The following is a 19126-nucleotide window of genomic DNA, read 5'->3' on the forward strand; positions in this document are numbered from 1 at the left end:
GCTTATTCCTTAGCGCTCATGGGGCTGGTCCCCAGTTCTTCACCACCTATCATCCGCCCCTGCTTCAGGGTCAGGGTGCGGTATTTCATTCTGGCGATAAGACCGAGATCATGGGTGGCAATCAGCACGCTGGTGCCCGCATCGTTGAAGGTTTCAAACAGCCTGAGAATATCCATGGACAGCTTAGGGTCCAGGTTACCCGTAGGTTCATCGGCCAGCAATAGAGGGGGTTTGTTGACTATCGCCCTGGCAATGCCTACCCGCTGCTGCTCACCGCCCGAAAGCATGATGGGGTTATGGCGCTCTTTACCATAGAGACCCACCATATCCAGAGCACCGGCTACCCGCTTGCGGATCTCCCCCAGGGTAAAACCTTCGATAACCAAGGGCAGCGCCACATTGTCAAACACGCTTCGGTCCATCAACAGATGGTGGCTTTGGAAAATCATCCCGATATCGCGGCGCAGGTAAGGCACATGGCCGCGCTTGATACCGGCGATATCATGGCCGTTGATCCATACCCGGCCGGCGCTGGCGCGCTCAATAACTGTGATCAATTTGAGCAAGGTACTCTTACCGGCCCCGGAATGCCCGGTAAGAAAGGCCATTTCGCCCCGCTGAAGATGAAAACTCACATCAGACAGTGCCTTTTGGCCCCCGGCGTAAATTTTGCTGACCTGCTCAAATCGAATCATATATCAGTTATCCGCCTTCTCCTGACTGAACAGGGCTTCGATAAAGTCTTTGGCATTGAAGGTACGCAGATCGTCTATCTGCTCTCCCACGCCTATGTAACGAATAGGAATACCAAATTTATCGGCAATGGCAAAGATAACTCCGCCTTTGGCGGTACCATCCAGCTTGCTGATACTGATACCGGTAACCCCGACGGCTTCCTGGAACAACTGCGCCTGACTGATGGCATTCTGGCCCGTGCTGGCATCCAGGGTCAGCATCACTTCATGGGGAGCGTCCGGATCCAGTTTCTTCATCACCCGAACCACTTTCTTCAGCTCTTCCATCAGATGGCTCTTGTTCTGCAAACGACCTGCGGTATCGGCAATCAACACATCGACATTTCTGGCCTTGGCGGCCTGCAGGGCATCAAACAGCACAGAGGCGCTATCGGCACCTGTATGCTGGGCAATCACAGGAATATCGTTGCGCTGGCCCCAAACCTGCAGCTGCTCAACCGCAGCGGCGCGGAAAGTATCACCGGCTGCCAGCATGACAGACTTGCCTTCGCGCTGATACTGTTTGGCCAACTTGCCTATGGTAGTGGTCTTGCCAACGCCGTTGACCCCCACCATTAAAATAACGAAAGGCCCGGCGGCATTATCCGGCACCAGAGGCACACTCACAGGCTCCAGCGTCGCCAGCATCTCCTGCTGCAGCAATTCATATAAGGCTTCGGCGTCCTTGAGCTGCTTGCGTGAAGCATGATCTGTCAGGCTGGAGATCAACCGACTGGTGGTTTCCACCCCAACGTCGGCAATAAGCAGTTGCTCTTCCAGCTCTTCAAACAGGTCATCATCAATCTTTTTACCGCGAAACAGCCCGATAAAACCGCTACCGATATTTTCGCTGGTGCGCATCAGCCCCCGCTTGAGGCGGGCAAAGAAGCCCTCTTTAGCAGGTTTTGCCTGTGGCTCAGGTTGAGCTTCTTCGGCAGCCTGTTCGGCCTGGTTTTTTTCAGCGGCCAGACGCTCGGCTTCGGCCTGTTCTGCCTGCGCTTTTTCGGCCGCCAGACGTTCGGCTTCGGCCTGTTCTGCCTGCGCCTTTTCAGCCGCCAAACGCTCGGCTTCTGCTTGCTCTGCCTGGGCTATTTCAACAGCTAAACGTTCAGCCTCGGCCTGCTCCACCTGCGCCTTTTCAGCCGCCAGACGCTCGGCTTCTGCCTGTTCTGCCTGTGCCTTTTCAACTGCCAAACGTTCGGCTTCGGCCTGCTCTGCCTGCGCTTTTTCAGCAGCAATACGCTCGGCTTCGGCCTTTTCAGCCTGTGCCTTTTCAGCGGCAATACGCTCGGCTTCGGCCTTTTCAGCCTGTGCCTTTTCAGCAGCCAGACGTTCGGCTTCAGCCCGCTCCGCCTGCGCCTTTTCAGCGGCAATACGCTCGGCTTCAGCCCGCTCTGCCTGCGCTTTTTCAACAGCAATACGCTCGGCTTCAGCCCGCTCTGCCTGCGCTTTTTCAACAGCAATACGCTCGGCTTCGGCCTGTTCAGCCTGTGCCTTTTCAGCAGCAATACGCTCGGCTTCGGCTTGTTCGGCCTGCGCCTTTTCAGCAGCTAAACGTTCGGTCTCGGCCGCGGCTTCTGCGGCTTGTTGTTCGGCGAGTTTGGCCGCCTGCTCGGCTTCGTCATTACTTTTGTCTTTACGAAACCAGGAAAAAAAACCTTTCTTTGCCATCAGTGCTACCAGTGCTCAACATCGTGGGGGATCTTCAGGAGCCGGGCTCCCGCTTGAGGTCGCAACTATTTCCCTGGAGCAGCGGGGCCTATTATGGGCATTCCCGAGCGATAAAGGGCTTTAGCTTCATCTCACCTTTTCGGCTGAGTTTGTTATAAAATAGCGACGCTTTTAAGGTGGCATAGTCTACCACTTTCTTTCTTCAGGCAAAATCACGGGGGCAAGATGGCCAAAAATAGACCGGGCAGCGGTCAGGTTCGTATTATCGCAGGCCAATGGCGCTCGAGAAAATTACCCATCCAGGATCTGGAAGGCCTGAGGCCAACCACAGACAGAGTGCGGGAAACTCTTTTTAACTGGCTGGCAGGTGAACTCAGTGGCAGCTCGGTGTTGGACTGTTTCGGTGGCAGTGGCGCACTTGCCTTGGAAGCCCTGTCCCGCTATGCCGCTTTTGCCAGAGTCTATGAGCTGCAAAAAACCGCCGCTCAGCAACTGCAGCAGAATCTGCAAACCCTAAAATGCGACAGTGCCGAGGTCATCAACGGCGATGTATTGGCCGGTTTGGCGCGCCCTGCCGATCGCCGTTTCGATATCGTGTTTATCGATCCCCCTTTTCGCAAGGGACTGGCCGAGCAAACCCTAACCCTGCTGGCCCGGCATCAATGGCTCAACCCAGGCGCCCTTATCTATCTCGAAGTGGAATCAGAATTGCAGCAGTTGCCGATACCGGCTGACTGGGAGGCATTGAAAGAGAAGCAGGCCGGCCAGGTCAGCTACCGCCTGTATCGCTTCCCGGGAGGAATAGAGTCATGAAAGCCGTATTAGTGTTGGGAAAACTGGCGACCCTATTGGCTTGGGTGTTGATGTTTTTCAACCTGTTCAGCCCGTTTGAAGGCAATATCGGCGTGATACTCACCATACTTCTCGGGGTAACCGCCATGATGCATGGGCTGCAGGTGCTGATATTTCACACGATATTTTGTCAGTTGTTGCCGCTCAAGGCTAAAGACTATCTCAACGCCTTTCTATTCGGGGTGTTTGCCTTGCTGGATTACCGCCAACGAGCGCTGAGTCAACTGGCTGCAGAAACCTCGGCAAACACTCAGGATTGAGGCGGCAAAGGCGCCTCTTTACCCTTGGCCAATATTTCCAGAATTTGCTGCAAATGCTGGCTCAGGGCTTCAGCCTCGGCTGTCGCAAACCTTTGCTTAAGGGAAGCATCGAGTTGAGTCGCCAGCTCAGCCTTCACAGCAGAGAGAGCCGGTTGGTTCTCTTCAACCTGTAACTTGGCAACACTGAGAGCCAACAACTTGAGCTCAGGCAACAACTCTATTTGCTTAAATGGTGCCAATAAACCTGGGTCGTCATCACTGAGTCGTTGATCCAGAGTCACCAGCAGTTGGTCGACCCGCGCTAAAGTCTGCTCTCCACGCTGATACAGAGGGGTTATGGCAACATCATTGGCAAAGTCAGTGAGTTGATAGAGGGTCACGCTCAGCGTCAGCACGATCAACAACAGCGGCAGTGACAACCCGAACACCAGACCGACCCAAAAGTTATTGATACCGGATAAAAAGGCTCGCATTGCTCCTCCGCTGTCAGCAACAAGGCCATCTATGGATGGCCCGGGATCACAGGAATTTGATTGCCAAGGGGTACTTGTATTCCACCCCCTCACTGGCCTTGACCGCTGCGACTATGGTCACCACCACATCGAAAATCGCCAGTACAGCCACCAGCACCAAACCTATGCCAACAAAGATCAGGATCAGGCTGATGATGGTGTAAATGATCATACTGATTTTGAAGTTCAGGCAATTACGGCCGCAAACATCGACAAATTCAAACTCTTCCCGTTTCATCAACCAAACGATCAACGGCCCCAAGATAGTGCCGAAAGGGATCAGGTAACCGGCAAAACTCGCCAGGTGCACCAACATTCCCATGTCTCTTTCCTGTTTTTCCATGTTGTTTCCTAACTTTTTCAGTTCAAAGCCAAACTATCCGGGCCATAGAGGCGCATCTGCCAGTCTTCTATGCTGCCCCGCTCCAGTCGGCGCTGCAAGCTGCCAACCCAGCTGGCCGCCAAACCTTCACAACTGAGCAGCCTGTCATAGGCGGCCGCATCAAATTCGGGGCGAAAATACAGCTTCATCGCCTCGGCAACACTGATATCGGTACGCCTTTGTTTCAGTATCATGGCATCCTGACAGCTTATGATGCCAGGCTTCAGCACCCGATAGAACCAACCTGACATACCCGTTTGCTGCATGGCAAGGGCAAAGTCCCGCTGGCCATATTGGTGATTGAGCTTAAAACAGGGGGAACGTGGTTGGGTGACCTGCAGCTCGACTTCGCCAAAGCTGAGGATATCGCCGATATGAATATCCGCCTCGGTCAGGCCAACACTGCTGATGTTTTCTCCCATGGCAGGTGCATCCTGCCCCGAAGTTATCAGTCCCATGCGCCGGTAGTGGCCATAGTGCTCGCGAGGGAAATGATGCAGTACCCTATCCGGGCCGCCATGATGTTTTGGATCCGCCTGGGCATCACCCGCAACCCTGTCGCCGAAAACCTCCAGCGTCTCCATCCGAGACTTGTTATCTATCCCGCTTGCCAGCTTGTCCCTGAATGTCAGCTCATCACCGGCATACAGCCCAGAAATCTTGTCAATCAAACACTTGGTCACGTTACGTCTCCCTTCGGGTGCCAAAGCCCGATCATACTCCAAGCTTACGGGACAGATCACGGACATTTCCATACAAAGCGGCGCTATTGTATGGCCGTGACGCCGAGGACAATACCAGGGATTTCTTATGTATTCAGGAGAAGTAATATGAAAGCATTCAGATTCAGCGCCCTGGCCCTTGTTGGGGCTGCAGTAAGCAGTGCCGCCTTGGCGGACAACACTGACGTTTATATCCGTAATGGCCAGATTTACAGCCATGAAAACAGTTTCTTTGTCTCTGCCGGTGCCTATCAGGGCAGCGAACTCTATCAAGGCGTCGATTCCAAGCTGCGTCCCTTCGGTAACCTGGGTTATAACGGCAAGGACTTCAACGCCTCACTGGCCAATATCAACTACCGTTTCTTCGGCAATGATAAAGATCTGTTCAACCTGAGTGTGTACCTGGGTAGTCCGGGTATTGCCTTGAAAGACTCAGACGCGGCAGCGCTTGGCGGCATCCATGAACGTAAACTGAGTGGCGATCTGGGTATCAACCTGGATACCCAACTGGGATTCGGTACTCTGTCCACCTCGGTACAACATGACGTAACCAACAGATACAACGGCTTTATCGGCCAGGTCCGTTACGCCGTACCACTGAACCTGGGCTGGGGCAGTGTCGTTCCCTACGCCGGCGTCAGCTACCTGAGCAGTGACTTTACCCAGTACTACTTCGGAGTCAGCAAGGCTGAAGCCAATAAGCAGCATAAGGCCTACCAACCGGGCAAAGCCTTCACCTACAACGCAGGTTACAAGCTGATTGTGCCTCTGGGGGAACATCTCGAACTCAGCCAAAGCAGCAACTACAGCTACCTGGATTCCGCCATTGCCGACTCGCCGATTGTTGATGGCAAACAGCAGTGGAACGCCAACCTGGCACTGACTTATTACTTCTGAATCTGAGGTCCTTGGATGAAATCGCTTAAAAACCTCTTGCTTGCCGCAGGCTTAGCCATAGTTGTCAGTGGCTGTGCTACCCCTTATGACACCCAGAAATCCTTCTGGACCTTTGGCAAAGGCTTTGAGACAACCCAAATTGCCTCAAATGCCTGGCAAATAAGTTTTGTCGGCAATAACAACACTGACAGGGCCCTGGCCCGCAAATACATTCTGCGCAAAGCGGCAGAGTTGAGCCAGCAAGGGGGATTTGCCTTCTTCACCCTGGACAGCGAACAAACCAACAGGGATGCGGTGAATACTTTTGGTGTGGGTCGCAATGACAATAGCTGGCTCTGGGGCTCCAACTCGATTGAGAGGGAAACCTCAGTGATAGTGGAAGTCACCGGCCTGAACCAGAAGCTGGAAAATCCAGGCACCCGGGTTTATGAAGTCAGCTATATTCTCAGTAATGTCAGCGTTAAAGACTGAATGGTCACTGGTAAAGGGGTGACTGAGTCCCCCTTTATGCCAATCAAATTGTCACTTATGTAATCGGGGTGCTAATTTTGCTTTATCTTGATCCACAAGCTTATCGGCAGGAAATGGCAAACACTCGCATAACACTCGTAGAAGACGACAATAAGATCAGTGACCTTCTGACCAATTACCTCAGGAACCAACATTTCGATGTAGAGCGGATAGACGATGGCAACTGTGCCTGCCAGCAAATACTCGAGCGTCAACCTGAGCTGGTGATCCTGGATCTTATGTTGCCGGGAAACGATGGCTTGAGTATCTGCCGTGAAATCCGGGCCCAATACCAAGGCAAGATACTGATCCTCACCGCCAGTGAAGATGACATGGATCAAGTGGCAGCTCTGGAGATGGGCGCCGATGACTTTGTCAATAAACCTATTCAGCCCAGGGTACTGCTGGCCAGGATCCGCATGTTACTGAGACGGCAGGAAAGCGCGGTCACAGAGAGCAACCGTGAACGTCAGTTTGGTGAACTCTATCTGGACAATGCCCGCAAGTTCTGCGCCGTCAGTCAGGCAGAGGTCAACCTCACCACTGCCGAATTCGACCTGTTGTGGCTGCTGAGCTCACATCCGGATGAAATACTGTCGCGGGAGTTTCTGGTCAAAGAAACCCGCGGCATAGAGTACGACGGAATAGACCGCAGCATAGATAACAAGGTAGTGATTTTGCGTAAAAAATTAGGCGACAACCCCAGTTTGCCACGCAAGATAATCACGGTAAGGGGCAAGGGTTATCTATTTGTGCCGGATAGGTGGTAATGAAGCGCCTATTTATCTTCTCCTATCTGGTGCTGGTGTTTCTGTTTTTCACCTCCATCATTTTTGTCTTTCAGTTGGACTTCTTTTCCTCCGATGAGTGGGAAAGCGACTATCTGGATCGCACCAATATGTCACTGAGCCAGCTGTTGTCTGAAATCTCGGCCGCCAAGGGTGTTGCCAGCGCTGAGGCCTCGCTTGAGCAGGTGCTAGGCAACGTGCACAAACAGCTGAGGGTCATCTCTTTGGACTCGGCCGAGCTGTCGGCTGAAGAAAAACAGATCCTGAGAGACAACCGGCACTACGTCAAAGATATGGAAGAGGATATCTCCTATATCATGTTCCAGGGTTCAGATAAGGTGTATGCCATCAGCCGCGATGAGTCCGCTCCTTTCTGGCAGGAATACTATTTCAAAGAATCCGTTGCCCTCTGGGTGCTGTTTCCCGTGTTGGCTTTTATCAACTTTGTACTACTCTACCTGTTGGCCCGGCGTCTGCGCCGCTTGGAAAGGGTTCACAGTGCCTTTGCCAATGGAGATTTCAAAGTACGGGCCAAGACAGGTGTTTGGCACAAGGTGGGGCATCTGAACCAGTCATTCAATCAGATGGCTGACAAGATAGCCAAACTCATCGACAGCAACAAACAACTCACCAATGCCGTTGCCCATGAAGTGCGTACACCTATATTCAGGATCCGTTGCAATCTGGACATGCTGGACGATTCCGGCGTGCGCCCGGAGCAAATGTCTTATCTGGAAGGCATACATCAGGACCTGGATGAACTCGGCACCATGGTGGACGAGTTGCTGCAATACGCCAGAATGGAGCGACGTCAGGCGCCATTACAATTGAGCTGCCAATCATTGGATACCGCGCTGCAGGAGTTGATTGCCCACCTTCAGTTTGAAACCGATATCGCCCTTGAACTCACCAAGGTAGAACCACTGGAGGCCATGGTAGATCTGCGCCTCTGGCACCGAGCTGTCAGCAACATCATCCGCAACGGCTACCGCTATGCCAGCCAAAGCGTCAGCATAAGGCTCAGCGGCGACACTGACAGGATCTGGCTGCATATTGCCAACGATGGCCCAGGGATTCAGGATGAAGATAAACAGCGCATTTTTGATCCCTTCGTTCGCATAGACAAATCACGGGATCGCGGCAGCGGCGGGCACGGCCTGGGGTTGGCCATCAGTGCCCAGATCATTCGCCAGCACAGTGGGGACATTAGCGTCAGCGACACAGCAAACGGTGGCCCAAGTTTCGATATCTGGTTACCCAGACCGGCAACAAGCTGCCAAAGCAGCTAAAAAAAGCCCCGTTAAGAAACGGGGCACCAGCAAACCAGTTGGGAATCAGCGGGCGAATCACAGCGCCATAAAGAAGACTCGCTGCACATATTGGGGCTATTAGGTGACGCATTCATGACACAGAGGCGACAGCGGGATGACAATCGCCTCGAACCTTGGGCAACAGGATTAAAAAAGCCCTGCTTCAAGAGCAGGGCAAGCCAGTTAGCACATAAATAAACAAGAAGGGAGAAACCCGAAGAGCCCTTGAGCTCTAACCAAAGATCGCCAGCAAGATTAAGCCCACTTGATGACAGCGGCATGACACTGATGCGGGATTTTTATGACAAGCTCAATCCTGCTGTGCTTGCAGGTACTGACGCAAGGCGTCTCCCGGAATCGAGGTTTCCGAGGCAACCGCGAAAGCCGCCCACTGAGCGGCTTCCTTCATGGCCTGTTCCACTGCCATTCCCGATACCAAACCATGGATAAGCCCGGCGGCAAAGGCATCACCGGCCCCCGTGGTATCCACCACTTTCGCCGGAACCGCCGCTATCAGCGTCTCACCACTCTCCTGGTATAACACCGCGCCCTGCTCGCCTTGAGTCACAATAAAGTATTTAAGTGCATCACCGGCTATCTGACGCCCAAACTGCCAGGGGCTGAGCTCGCTGCGCCCTTGCATATCGGTTATCGAAGACAGCAATACATGGCAGGGTCTTGGCCTGTCATCTTTGGCCAATTGTGCCACCACCAGAGTGTGTTCCAGCGCGGTTCGCGCCCAACTGACCGCCCCTTCGGCAGAGGAGTTGATATAGAGCGCATCCCACTGCGACCACTTGGGCGGCGCCGGCAATTCAAATATCGGCCGCTGCGGCCGGATAATGGTGCGCTCGCCATCCGGGGTCATCACCAACAACATTTCACAGGTATTGCCTGCTCGCCGCTGCACCCTGCGACAATCCAGCCCTTGGGTACTGGCTTCGGCCAGCAGCCAATCGCCCATCTCGTCTCGCCCAACCTGACTGACCAGAGCCACATTATGACCGGCCCATTCCAGCCCTATGCCAGTGTTGGCGCCACCACCACCCAAGCGTTGGCCACCATCCTGATAATGGAATCTACCTCCGGTACGCAAGGGTTTATCCAGCAATAAGATTCGGTCACAGTTAAGGTTGGCAACGAGCAAAATCTTGGCCATAGAAATAGTCCACAGAAACGAATGACCCCATCTTACCCCAGGGCAAACACTAAATGCAGCGCAGCCAACAACAAAGGCCACAAGAGGTGATATTGCCAAACGGCTAAAAACACCGTTTTAACTCAGCAAAAATTGCCGTTCAAGCGAGTTTTTATTTACATTTATTCAAAGTTAAAACAGACTATTAAACATCCAGACTTTGGTGAAATTTTCTTTCCAAGACAACAAAATAAACTCACTTTACCCGAGCGCTACAGACTCCTATATTCGCGGAAAATTTCACCATTCAGACTTTTTAAACTGATCTCCGTTTAAAAGGTCGTTTTTCTATTTGGAGTCTGAGTTGTCCCAACCTCACGCCACCGCTCACAACAACAGTGCCTGGGTACCTGTTGCGGGTTTGACCCTGTTTGCTCTGGCTTCCGGCTATCACATGAGTCTGCTGCCGCTGGCATTGGACGGTTTTGGCTTAGCGACAGATCTGGCGGCTTGGCTGGCGAGTATTTTCTATTTCGGCCTGTTGCTCGGGGCAACTTGTATTTCACCTGTCGTGGCACGTCTGGGACACAGAGGTGCCTTCATCCTGTTTCTATTGCTACTGGCGGCGACAGTGGCTGGCATGCCCTTGGTGGTTAATGGTCAGTTTTGGCTGGCGGCGCGCTTCATTGCCGGGATTGCCGTGGCCGGCATCTTCGTAGTGGTGGAGTCCTGGTTGTTGATAGCCGACACCGCCAAGCAGAGAGCCAAGCGTTTGGGCTTCTATACAGGCTCACTCTATGGCGGTAACGCCCTGGGACAACTGGGTGTGGGACAGTTGGGTGTCGATGGTGCCATGCCGCATATTTTGGTGGCTATAGTACTGGTGTTGGCCGTATTGCCGCCACTGCTGGCCAAGCGCTGCCAGCCACAAAAAATACAGCATCAGAAGATTAGCTTCAAAGAAGTCAGGCATGTCAGTCGCCCTGCCATCATGGGCTGTCTGGTTGCAGGTTTGGTATTGGGCCCCATCTATGGCCTGATGCCTGTGTTTCTCAGCGAGCAGACAGGTGACCACCAGCTGACGGGCAAACTGATGGCCATAGTGATCCTGGGAGCCATGTTGGTGCAACCCCTGGTCAGTTGGTTGTCTCCCAGATTCAGCAAGACTCTCTTGATGGCATTTTTCTGTTTGTTGGGCGCCGCCGGGGTTGTGGGTATTTTGCTGAGTCACAGCACTTTAGTGATGGGCTTCAACCTGTTGCTGCTGGGGGCTGCCGCCTTCGCCCTCTACCCTATCGCTATTACGCTGGCCTGTGACAGCCTCGACAGCAGCAAGATAGTGGCGGCAACCGAACTTATGCTGCTCAGCTACTCTGTGGGTTCAGTTATCGGGCCTCTGGTGGCCAACGGCTTCCAGCAACAGCAGGGTCTGCCTATGTATCTGGGCTTGTGTCTGACCACAACTTGTATCTATATGCTGTTGTCCAGTGTGCGACCAACCCGTGGCCGGATGCCGGCACTGCGTCCCTGAGCCGCTGCTGAGGCTCAGGATCCTTGGCCGGACTCAGGCACTCAACTCGGCCTTGGGCGGCCAGACAAGATACATGCCCTCACTGGCCGGTGAACTGAAACTGAAACCAAATTTGAGGTACAGTTGCGGCACATCGGCCATCAAGGTGATATAGGCACCCTCGAAGGCGTGAGCTTTCAGATAGTCCATCACCTTTTGCATCAACAAACGCCCCAAGCCTTGTCCCTGCCAGCGGGGATCGACAGCCACATCCACCACTTCAAAATTAATTGCGCCGTCCCCCACTACCCTGGCCATGGCGATACACTCACCCTCGAAAACAAGTTGCACACCATAGAGGCTGTTGGGCAGCGCCTTTTCGACACCGGCTCTCGGCCTAGGGCTCAGTCCGGTAATCTGCCGCAAACGGATAAAGTCCTCCACAGCGGCGGTTTGCTCCAGAACTTCAACTTGCTGTTTCATTTGGATAACCACTCCTTTGCCAACAGGGCATATTGATACTCACAGCCCCAGCGTCCCTTAAAGAAAATATTGTCGATAAAATGCCCTTCGCGGCGAAAGCCCAAGGCCTCAAGCAAGCGCCAGGCAGGGCGATTCTCCGTGTCGGTAATTGCGATCACCCTGTGTCTGCCAAGCTCACGAAACAGGTAATCCAGCACGGCGAATACCGCTTCCCTGGCGATACCCCGCCTCTGCCAGAGTGGATCCAGGCTGAATCCCAACTCCACTTGCTGCTCATCAATGAAGTGCAAGGCCAGATCGCCGGCCAGAGTGCCGTCGGTAAGCTCAATAGCCAGTTGATACCAATGACCGCTCAGCGCCCAAGCTTTTGGAATGGCTTCATACAAGGTCTTGGCTTGTTCGAGACTGAAGGTGTCCCAGCTTTGATAACGAGCCACCTGCGGCTCCTGCCGATAACGGCTGAAGGCGGCAAGATCTGACGCTCTTAAGCGGCGCAGTGTCAGGTTGGTGCTTGTAATTGGCTCCATTCGCTATCCAGCCCTTTGCTTTTCACCAAAACAACAGAACTGCTGCACAGCCGGTAGCGCTTCACGGCCATCGGCCAGCCCTAAATGATACACAGCCTCTACCTTGTTGATGTCGCGCTCCAGCCTCGACAAGTCCAGCGCCATCTTGGGTTGGATCACCATGGCACTCCCTTCAGCAACTGCCTGTTGTAATTGCTGTTGTGCCTGGTTATACACCTGATGGCGCCTCAGCAAAGCCTCGGCAACCTTGGGGTAACGCCGATAGGCCTTTTGTGCCAACCATTTAAACTTAAAGGCTGACTTACTGTAATCCGCGGCCTGGGTCAGGATAACCAGCTGTTTTTGATAGCCGTCAGCTCTGGCTTGCTGCAGCGGGATAGGAGCCGCAATGCCACCATCAAGATAAGGCACCCCATTGATGGCGACGGGTTTGGAGATAAAAGGCAGGCTGCTTGAGGCAATCAGTATCTGCAACAGCTCGTCGTGGCCACCAAAATCACTCATGCCAAAGAAGTCGGTTTCACCGGAAAGGCAGTTGAAAGCACCTATTTTGAATTCGGCCCCCGAGGACAGGAAGGTCTCAAAATCGAACGGCAGCAACTCGTGAGCCATACGTCTATAGGTGAAGTCAGTATTGACATAATTGCCCGTCTTTAGCAGATGCCTCATGCCCATGTAGCGCTTATCTGCAAGATAACGCTGCTGAATTAACAGGTTACGCCCTTTCTGTCTGGAAAGGTACGAAGCCGGGTAGATGGCTCCAGCGGAAACCCCTACCTGATAATCAAACATGACTCCGGCTTCCAGGAAAGCATCCAGCACCCCGGCGGTATAAATGGCGCGCAGGCCACCGCCCTCCAGCACCAAAGCCGTGCCTTGCAGTTGCGAAAACTCTGTGACCATTATGATTCCCCCCAATACAGCCAATAGCGCAGCATAGCCAAGCAAGGCCCACAGGGGAAGCCACTCTTGAAATACCCGTACTTTAGCAGTAAGAAATTTGCCTTGAATTACTTAAGCTTATGCTGATTTTTCATTAAGAAATCCGCCAAAAACATTCAAATTGATTGTCAACTCACCCTTGGCAACCCCTGGTGGCATAGGGCTTGCCCCTGCTTGGCCGGGTCCAAATGCCGCCGATATCAGTCGAGTCGGCACCATCAGGCAACTGATTAAAAAGTAACTTATCTGCAGTGGCAGGAAGCCACGCAGTATCGCCTGACAGGAGTAAAAGGAATGGATGCTAGCAATCAAGGAGAAATCTGCTTACTGCCGCAGTTGGCCAACAAGCACAAACTCAAGCTCTATCGCTGTTGTCTGGAAGAATTTCGACAGTTGGGCTACTGGGACCAATATGTGCAACAGGTGCAGGATGAAATGCACAGGCTACAGGCCTTGGCGGAAGAGTAAACTGCATTGCACCCGGTAATAGGGTGACACAAGTCAAATTTAAGTTGAATTTTTCCCCGGAACAGGCTGCAATAGCGACGCAAAATTTCACCTTGGGCGGTTTAGCCACTCAAAGATGCAAAGCCAACTTCAATTTGGCCAAGGATGCCGAAATACTTAAGGGAAAAAGATGAAACGCTTTGTTTTTTATTTTATTTTTGGTTATGCCTGTTACCTGAGTTGGGTAAAACTCAGCGGCAATGAACCGCAGCAGCTGACCGACATTCACCAAGACACCATAAGCAATAGCATCCGCGAAGCGGCTCAAACCGCCCCGCGCTATGCCAGTAAGCCTGTAGAGATGGACGCCGGCTTCCACTGCGATGGACGCCAGTATTGCAGCCAGATGACCTCCAGAGCCGAAGCCGAGTACTTCAACCGTTACTGCCCCAACACCAAGATGGATGGCGACAATGATGGCCGCCCCTGTGAAAACGACAGCCGCTGGTAAAGCAATAATCCGTCTTGGCCTGTAGCCATTTCCCCAACTGGCAATGACAATCCACTGGTAATGACAACCCTGAGTCAAGCAGCAACCTGTGGACCATCTTCTGCAAAACAGGCACTCAGGGTTGCTATGGCTTCGCGGATCTTTGGCGCCTGCGCCTCTCGTCCCGCGGTCAGAGCGTAAACGCTGTACTGCGGCAGTTGCCAGTCAGGCAATAGAGGCAATAAAGTGCCCTGCTGCAAAAACTGCCGCACTTCAGGCTCTGGCAAGGCCGCATAACCCAAACCATCCAAGGTAAAGCGGATCAGACTCTGCATATTGTTGACCGCCAGACGCCCTGGCGCCAAAGACAGCTGCTCACCACTGACGGTATGACTCAACATACTGTCCTGCACCATACTCCCCTTATGGCACAGACGCTCCCAGTTCTGCAATTCACCGGGATGCATGGGCATTGAGTTCCCTCGCCTACGCAGAAAGTCCGGTGCCACGCACAAGAGCATCTGCCAATCGGCCAGATGATGAGCCACCAGCGCCGAATCGGCCAAAGGCCCGATACAGATGGCCAGATCTATGCCACTACCCACCAGATCCACAGTCTCATCCTGCAGCTGCAGCGACAATTGAATGCCGGGATGCGCTTCCAACAGACGCCTTAGCGGCTCACTGAGAAGACCGCCACCAAAGCCCACAGGGGCGGCTATCCGCAATTCACCGGCCGGACCGTCCTTCAAACGACTCAACTGCACCTCTGTCTCATCGGCAAGAGCTATCATCTGTACACAGCTCTGGTAAAAGAGCTTACCTGCCTCGGTCGGTGTCAACGCCCTGGTGCTGCGATTTAGTAGCCCAAGCCCAAGTTGCTGCTCCAGCTTGAAGATCTGCTGGCTAACGGCAGATGTACTCATGCATAACTGCCTGGCGGCGGCATTCATAGTGCCTTTCTCAACTGTGGTGGCAAATACCAGCATCGCCTTGACCATCTGCCTATTCATCTTTAAGCCCCATCACAACAGCAAAAACATCTCAGTTACGGCGGTCGCCATAAAGCATTCCTTAACTGTGTTTCCAGAAAAATGCGCTTGAGAGGATTGTATCATCGGCGTAAATTCTCGCCATTGAAAATCATTCTCATTTACCAAATTTGCAATTATGCATTCAGGAGTTTAAAGCCGATGTCTTTGTGTCGAATCAGCCCTCTGGCCAGCGCCATTGCCGCACTCTTCCTCATACCTGCAGCACAGGCCGATGAAGCGCCCCAAGACATGGAAGTCATAGTAGTTACCGCCTCCGGCTACGAGCAACAACTCAAGGATGCTCCCGCCTCTATCAGCGTACTTACCCGAGAACAGCTGGATAGCCGTTTCTATCGCGATATTACCGATGCCATGTTGGATGTTCCCGGTGTCGTGGTTACCGGTGGCAGCGATCGCCGTGACATTAGCCTGAGGGGCATGGGAAGCCAATACACTCTGATCCTGGTGGACGGCATGCGCCAGTCATCCCGGGAGACTCGCACCAATAGCGATGGCCCGGGAGTCGAAGGCGCCTGGACTCCGCCACTGTCGGCAATAGACAGAATCGAAGTGGTGCGCGGCCCCATGTCATCCCTGTATGGTTCTGACGCCATAGGCGGGGTGATCAATATCATCACCCGCAAGGTTCCGGAAAACTGGCAGGGAGAACTCAGACTGGACAGCACAGTTCAGGAACACAGCGAATCCGGCAATATTTATCAGGGTAACTTCTTTGTCAGCGGTGCCCTGATCCCTAACTGGCTGGGGTTACAACTTTATGGCCAGTACACCAAGCGTGAAGAAGACCAGATAACCGGCGGTTACCGCGGTCGAGATGCCAACAATCTCAGTGCCCGTTTCTCGCTGACCCCGAGTGACGACCACGACATCATTTTGGAAGTCAGCAATGCCGTTCAAGAGTTGGACAGCACCCTGGGCAAAACCGTCGCCCCGCTCGCTCCAGGTGAATCCTGCGGTCGTTACGGCTGCCCGGCGTCCTCCACCACTGAATATGAGAGCCGCAAATACTCCTTGGCACACTCGGGCCGCTGGGAAATAGGCACGAGTAATACCTGGGTCAAATATGAAGAGTTCGAAAACAAAAGCCGAGAGATGACCATCAAAAACACTGATGCCCAGACCAGTCTGGTCACCGGCTTTGGTGATAGTCATACCACCACCTTTGGGGCCGCCTTCAACTACCAGGATCTCAGCGACAAGACAGGTAACCAGATAGGTGACCGTAGTGACATCAGCAGACGCCAATGGTCGGTATTTGCCGAAAACGAATGGCGCATAAGCGGCACCTTTGCCCTGACGGCCGGTTTACGCATGGATGATGACGAAAACTTTGGCGAGCACTTCAGCCCCCGTATCTACGGAGTCTGGGATCTGACCGACAGCACAACCCTCAAAGGTGGTGTTTCCACCGGCTTCAGAGCCCCAAGCCTGAGACAAACTGTGCCGGATTGGGGCCAGGTCAGCCGCGGTGGCAATATGTATGGTAACCCGGATCTCAAACCCGAGACTTCAATCAACTACGAACTGGGGCTGCACACCGGCTTCGGCGACAATATCACCACGGCCCTGACCGTCTTCTATAACGAGTTTGAAGACAAGATCACCCGGGTACCCTGCCCCGAGAGTCAGTGTACCGACGGTCCGAACCAGTTTGGCTCCGATCCCACCACTTACGTGAATGTGGATGAAGCGGTAACTCAAGGGTTCGAGCTGGATTTCAACTATGACATCAATGATGACATCCAGCTTTCGGCCAACTACACCTATACGGACTCAGAGCAAAAGACAGGGCGCTATCAGGGCAGTCCATTGAATCAATTGCCCAAGCACCTGCTGCAAACCTCCCTGAACTGGCAAATCAACGACCGCTGGGGCAGTTGGGCCAGAGTGCACTACCGGGGTGAAGAGAGCCAACCCACCACGGGCCCCTCTTCGTCGACTCTGGTGGCCCCCTCTTACACTCTGGTGGATATAGGTGCCAACCTGCAGCTGATGGAAAACCTCAAACTCAGCGCCGGTATCTATAATTTACTGGACAAAGAGATTACCCAGGAAGAATACGGCTATATCGAAGACGGCCGCCGCTACTGGCTGGGGATGACCTGGAGTTTCTAACGAGGAAGCCTTATGCCGTTTTTATAAGCCAGAACAGTTCTGGGATATACTGGCGCCGTTCAACTCTCTCACTCCAAAGACCGCGCACCGCCGCGGTCTTTTAATAGCTGTTGCAAAAAACGCCATGACAGCGTTTACTGTGTCCGCGCCAAATTCCCAAGGTTAAGGAAAACAATGAAACTGATACTGATCATTATCGCGTTTGTGGCCTTCTTTATCGCCCTGAAAAAGTGGCAACGAGCCCAGGCGGTAAAAAGCGGCGACCCGGATGCCATGGCCAATGAAGGCTTGAGACTGATTGGCAGAAATAGAGTCGATGAAGGCATAGCACTGCTGGAGCAGGCCGCCAATAAAGATCATCCCGCCGCTGCCCAAATGCTCTATGAGTTCTATACCCGTCCCGAGCTGGAGATGGTGCCCAACGATGCCGACAAGGCGATGCACTGGGCCGCCAAGGCCTCGTCATTGGACAATGAATTTGCCAAGCTCCATGACCTGATGTTGGAGCTGCGCCAACACCCTGCTTTTGGTGACAATATTCAGCTGCTGGAGCAAAACTTACTCCCCAGAGCCGAAGCCGGTGATACTGAGAGCCAGAGCCAACTGGGACGGGTCTATTCCCGTAACCCGATACTCGATAAGGACGGCAGTAAGGCGATGAAATGGCTCGAGTTGGCCGCCGCCAAGGATGATCCCGAAGCCTGCTTTCATCTGGGGATATTGCTGCAGGAGCCCAGGCAAGGGGAAGCCGATTTGCAACAGGCCAGATTCTGGCTCACCAAGGCACACCAGCTGGGTGAAGCGGCCAGCGCCGGTCATCTGGCGGAAATGATGTTGCAAGGCCTAGGTGGCCCGGTGGATAAACGCCAGGCCGAGCAGCTGTTGATAGAGCAGGCCCAGGACAGCAGTTACTTTCAGTTGATGCTGGGACAGCGCTACCTGCGCGGTGACCAATTACCTCAAGATCTGCACAAGGCCAGAGAGTGGTTGGAAAAGGCCGCGGCCGATGAAGATGATAGCGTGGCAGGTCCTGTGTTGGCCGGCTTCCTGCTCGACCACTCCCGCGACAGTCAGGATCATCTGCGTGCCAAGGCAATACTTGAACCCCTGGCACAGGTTTGGGATCTTAGTGCCCATTTTCAACTCGGTAAACTCTATGAACAAGGGCTGGGCGTCAATCGCCAGTTGCCGCTGGCACTGATGCATTTCGAGTTTGCTTCCATGGGGGACGAAGCCGAGTATATCGCGGCCAAAGAGTCACTGGCGGCGCGTCTGAGCCAATCGGAAAAACAGCAGGCCGAAGCACTCAAGCAGGAATATCTGGCGCTGCACCCCATAGACAGCCTGGCCCAGGCCAGATTGGATCTCCTCAAGGGCCAGGCTTTGCTGTATGCGGATAAGCGAGAATACCAGGAACTGCAACAAGCGCTGCCCTGGCTGGAGAAGGCCGCCTTCGGCGGAGAAACCCTGGCCTATGAAGAACTGTATGAAACCTACCTCGAGCTGGACCAAAGGGTAGACGCCGCCGTATGGCTGCAGCTGGAACTGGAAGAACATAACCAGTTCGGTTTGTTGGGTGATCAGGTACTGCAGCAACAGGAACTGTTGCAAAGCTTTACCGAGGCCGAAACCGCCTGGTATGAGCAGCGTCTCGAAGAGGTTCGGGCGCAGTTGCCGCAAAACAACCCAGAAGCCGCCTGAGCTGTGTTAAACCTTAAAGACAGACCCCGGCCAAGGCCTGGGTCTGTCTTTTCTGAGATGATTGCCAGAACCGCTAACCC

Annotated in this window: 21 protein-coding genes; 11 read left to right on the forward strand and 10 right to left on the reverse strand. The window is 53.5% G+C overall.

What is annotated here, in order from left to right; all coding sequences use genetic code 11:
* Positions 1-2 precede the first annotated feature (2 nt).
* Positions 3-695 carry a cell division ATP-binding protein FtsE gene (gene ftsE, locus E1N14_RS20770; RefSeq protein ID WP_025012145.1) on the reverse strand — a complete coding sequence of 231 codons (693 nt, stop codon included), beginning with the start codon at positions 693-695 and terminating at the stop codon, positions 3-5.
* Positions 696-698: 3 nt separating this feature from the next.
* A complete protein-coding gene (gene ftsY, locus E1N14_RS20775) occupies positions 699-2405 on the reverse strand; it encodes a signal recognition particle-docking protein FtsY (RefSeq protein ID WP_062793349.1) in 1707 nt (568 codons plus the stop codon).
* A gap of 225 nt (positions 2406-2630) precedes the next feature.
* Here ftsY and rsmD point away from each other — a divergent pair, with 225 nt between their 5' ends.
* Positions 2631-3218 (forward strand): 16S rRNA (guanine(966)-N(2))-methyltransferase RsmD, encoded by a 588-nt coding sequence (rsmD, locus tag E1N14_RS20780; protein ID WP_025009234.1) that lies wholly within the window; start codon positions 2631-2633, stop codon positions 3216-3218.
* Positions 3215-3517 (forward strand): DUF1145 domain-containing protein, encoded by a 303-nt coding sequence (locus E1N14_RS20785; protein WP_044735467.1) that lies wholly within the window; start codon positions 3215-3217, stop codon positions 3515-3517. Before rsmD ends, E1N14_RS20785 begins: the two co-directional genes overlap by 4 nt.
* On the opposite strand, the gene E1N14_RS20790 is transcribed toward E1N14_RS20785, so the two are convergent.
* The 3 genes from E1N14_RS20790 to E1N14_RS20800 are packed head-to-tail and all read right to left on the reverse strand — an operon-like array spanning position 3508 to position 5094.
* The gene (locus tag E1N14_RS20790; protein ID WP_025009233.1) at positions 3508-3990 is read right to left on the reverse strand and encodes a hypothetical protein; all 483 of its coding nucleotides are present in this window, start codon (positions 3988-3990) and stop codon (positions 3508-3510) included. The two genes, E1N14_RS20785 and E1N14_RS20790, sit on opposite strands and share 10 nt — an antisense overlap.
* A 46-nt stretch (positions 3991-4036) precedes the next feature.
* Positions 4037-4372: a DUF4870 domain-containing protein gene (locus E1N14_RS20795; RefSeq protein ID WP_037436274.1), complete on the reverse strand. Its 336-nt coding sequence runs from the start codon at positions 4370-4372 to the stop codon at positions 4037-4039.
* A 17-nt stretch (positions 4373-4389) separates the two neighbouring features.
* Complete coding sequence (locus tag E1N14_RS20800) at positions 4390-5094, reverse strand: MOSC domain-containing protein (RefSeq protein ID WP_062793348.1); 705 nt, start codon at positions 5092-5094, stop codon at positions 4390-4392.
* 147 nt (positions 5095-5241) lie between these two features.
* Between E1N14_RS20800 and E1N14_RS20805 the strand changes: the two genes are divergently transcribed.
* The 4 genes from E1N14_RS20805 to E1N14_RS20820 all read left to right on the forward strand — a co-directional run bounded on the left by E1N14_RS20805 (position 5242) and on the right by E1N14_RS20820 (position 8617).
* Positions 5242-6030 (forward strand): MipA/OmpV family protein, encoded by a 789-nt coding sequence (locus tag E1N14_RS20805; RefSeq protein ID WP_044735470.1) that lies wholly within the window; start codon positions 5242-5244, stop codon positions 6028-6030.
* 15 nt (positions 6031-6045) lie between these two features.
* The gene (locus E1N14_RS20810; RefSeq protein ID WP_062793347.1) at positions 6046-6501 is read left to right on the forward strand and encodes a CC0125/CC1285 family lipoprotein; all 456 of its coding nucleotides are present in this window, start codon (positions 6046-6048) and stop codon (positions 6499-6501) included.
* A gap of 113 nt (positions 6502-6614) precedes the next feature.
* Positions 6615-7310, forward strand: a complete 696-nt coding sequence (locus tag E1N14_RS20815) for a response regulator (protein WP_025009231.1) — start codon at positions 6615-6617, stop codon at positions 7308-7310.
* Positions 7310-8617, forward strand: a complete 1308-nt coding sequence (locus E1N14_RS20820) for an ATP-binding protein (RefSeq protein WP_025009230.1) — start codon at positions 7310-7312, stop codon at positions 8615-8617. The genes E1N14_RS20815 and E1N14_RS20820 overlap by 1 nt, the downstream gene beginning before the upstream one ends.
* A gap of 331 nt (positions 8618-8948) precedes the next feature.
* Here E1N14_RS20820 and E1N14_RS20825 read toward each other — a convergent pair whose 3' ends face one another.
* Positions 8949-9797 carry a PfkB family carbohydrate kinase gene (locus tag E1N14_RS20825; protein WP_025009229.1) on the reverse strand — a complete coding sequence of 283 codons (849 nt, stop codon included), beginning with the start codon at positions 9795-9797 and terminating at the stop codon, positions 8949-8951.
* 343 nt (positions 9798-10140) lie between these two features.
* On the opposite strand from E1N14_RS20825, the gene E1N14_RS20830 reads away from it, so the two are divergent.
* Positions 10141-11307, forward strand: coding sequence for an MFS transporter (locus E1N14_RS20830; protein ID WP_025009228.1), 1167 nt, complete (start codon positions 10141-10143; stop codon positions 11305-11307).
* A gap of 33 nt (positions 11308-11340) precedes the next feature.
* On the opposite strand, the gene E1N14_RS20835 is transcribed toward E1N14_RS20830, so the two are convergent.
* Genes E1N14_RS20835 through E1N14_RS20845 form a run of 3 tightly spaced genes read right to left on the reverse strand, consistent with a single transcriptional unit; the run spans position 11341 to position 13178 of the window.
* Positions 11341-11769 carry a GNAT family N-acetyltransferase gene (locus tag E1N14_RS20835; RefSeq protein WP_025009227.1) on the reverse strand — a complete coding sequence of 143 codons (429 nt, stop codon included), beginning with the start codon at positions 11767-11769 and terminating at the stop codon, positions 11341-11343.
* Positions 11766-12296: a GNAT family N-acetyltransferase gene (locus E1N14_RS20840; protein ID WP_025009226.1), complete on the reverse strand. Its 531-nt coding sequence runs from the start codon at positions 12294-12296 to the stop codon at positions 11766-11768. The genes E1N14_RS20835 and E1N14_RS20840 overlap by 4 nt, the downstream gene beginning before the upstream one ends.
* A gap of 3 nt (positions 12297-12299) precedes the next feature.
* Positions 12300-13178, reverse strand: coding sequence for a patatin-like phospholipase family protein (locus E1N14_RS20845; protein WP_025009225.1), 879 nt, complete (start codon positions 13176-13178; stop codon positions 12300-12302).
* A 354-nt stretch (positions 13179-13532) separates the two neighbouring features.
* Between E1N14_RS20845 and E1N14_RS20850 the strand changes: the two genes are divergently transcribed.
* Both E1N14_RS20850 and E1N14_RS22250 read left to right on the forward strand, forming a co-directional pair.
* Positions 13533-13706, forward strand: coding sequence for a hypothetical protein (locus tag E1N14_RS20850; RefSeq protein ID WP_156018539.1), 174 nt, complete (start codon positions 13533-13535; stop codon positions 13704-13706).
* A 169-nt stretch (positions 13707-13875) separates the two neighbouring features.
* Positions 13876-14196, forward strand: coding sequence for an excalibur calcium-binding domain-containing protein (locus E1N14_RS22250; protein WP_025009224.1), 321 nt, complete (start codon positions 13876-13878; stop codon positions 14194-14196).
* 74 nt (positions 14197-14270) lie between these two features.
* Here E1N14_RS22250 and E1N14_RS20860 read toward each other — a convergent pair whose 3' ends face one another.
* On the reverse strand, positions 14271-15188 hold the full coding sequence (locus E1N14_RS20860; protein WP_025009223.1) for a LysR family transcriptional regulator: 918 nt from the start codon (positions 15186-15188) through the stop codon (positions 14271-14273).
* Between the two features lie 180 nt (positions 15189-15368).
* On the opposite strand from E1N14_RS20860, the gene E1N14_RS20865 reads away from it, so the two are divergent.
* Together E1N14_RS20865 and E1N14_RS20870 are read left to right on the forward strand one after the other, a co-directional pair.
* Positions 15369-17345 (forward strand): ligand-gated channel protein, encoded by a 1977-nt coding sequence (locus tag E1N14_RS20865; RefSeq protein WP_062793346.1) that lies wholly within the window; start codon positions 15369-15371, stop codon positions 17343-17345.
* A 174-nt stretch (positions 17346-17519) separates the two neighbouring features.
* Positions 17520-19046, forward strand: coding sequence for a tetratricopeptide repeat protein (locus E1N14_RS20870; protein ID WP_025009221.1), 1527 nt, complete (start codon positions 17520-17522; stop codon positions 19044-19046).
* The last annotated feature ends 80 nt before the right edge of the window (positions 19047-19126 follow it).

The sequence above is a fragment of the Shewanella algae genome, assembly GCF_009183365.2.
GTDB classification, from domain to species: Bacteria; Pseudomonadota; Gammaproteobacteria; order Enterobacterales; family Shewanellaceae; genus Shewanella; species Shewanella algae.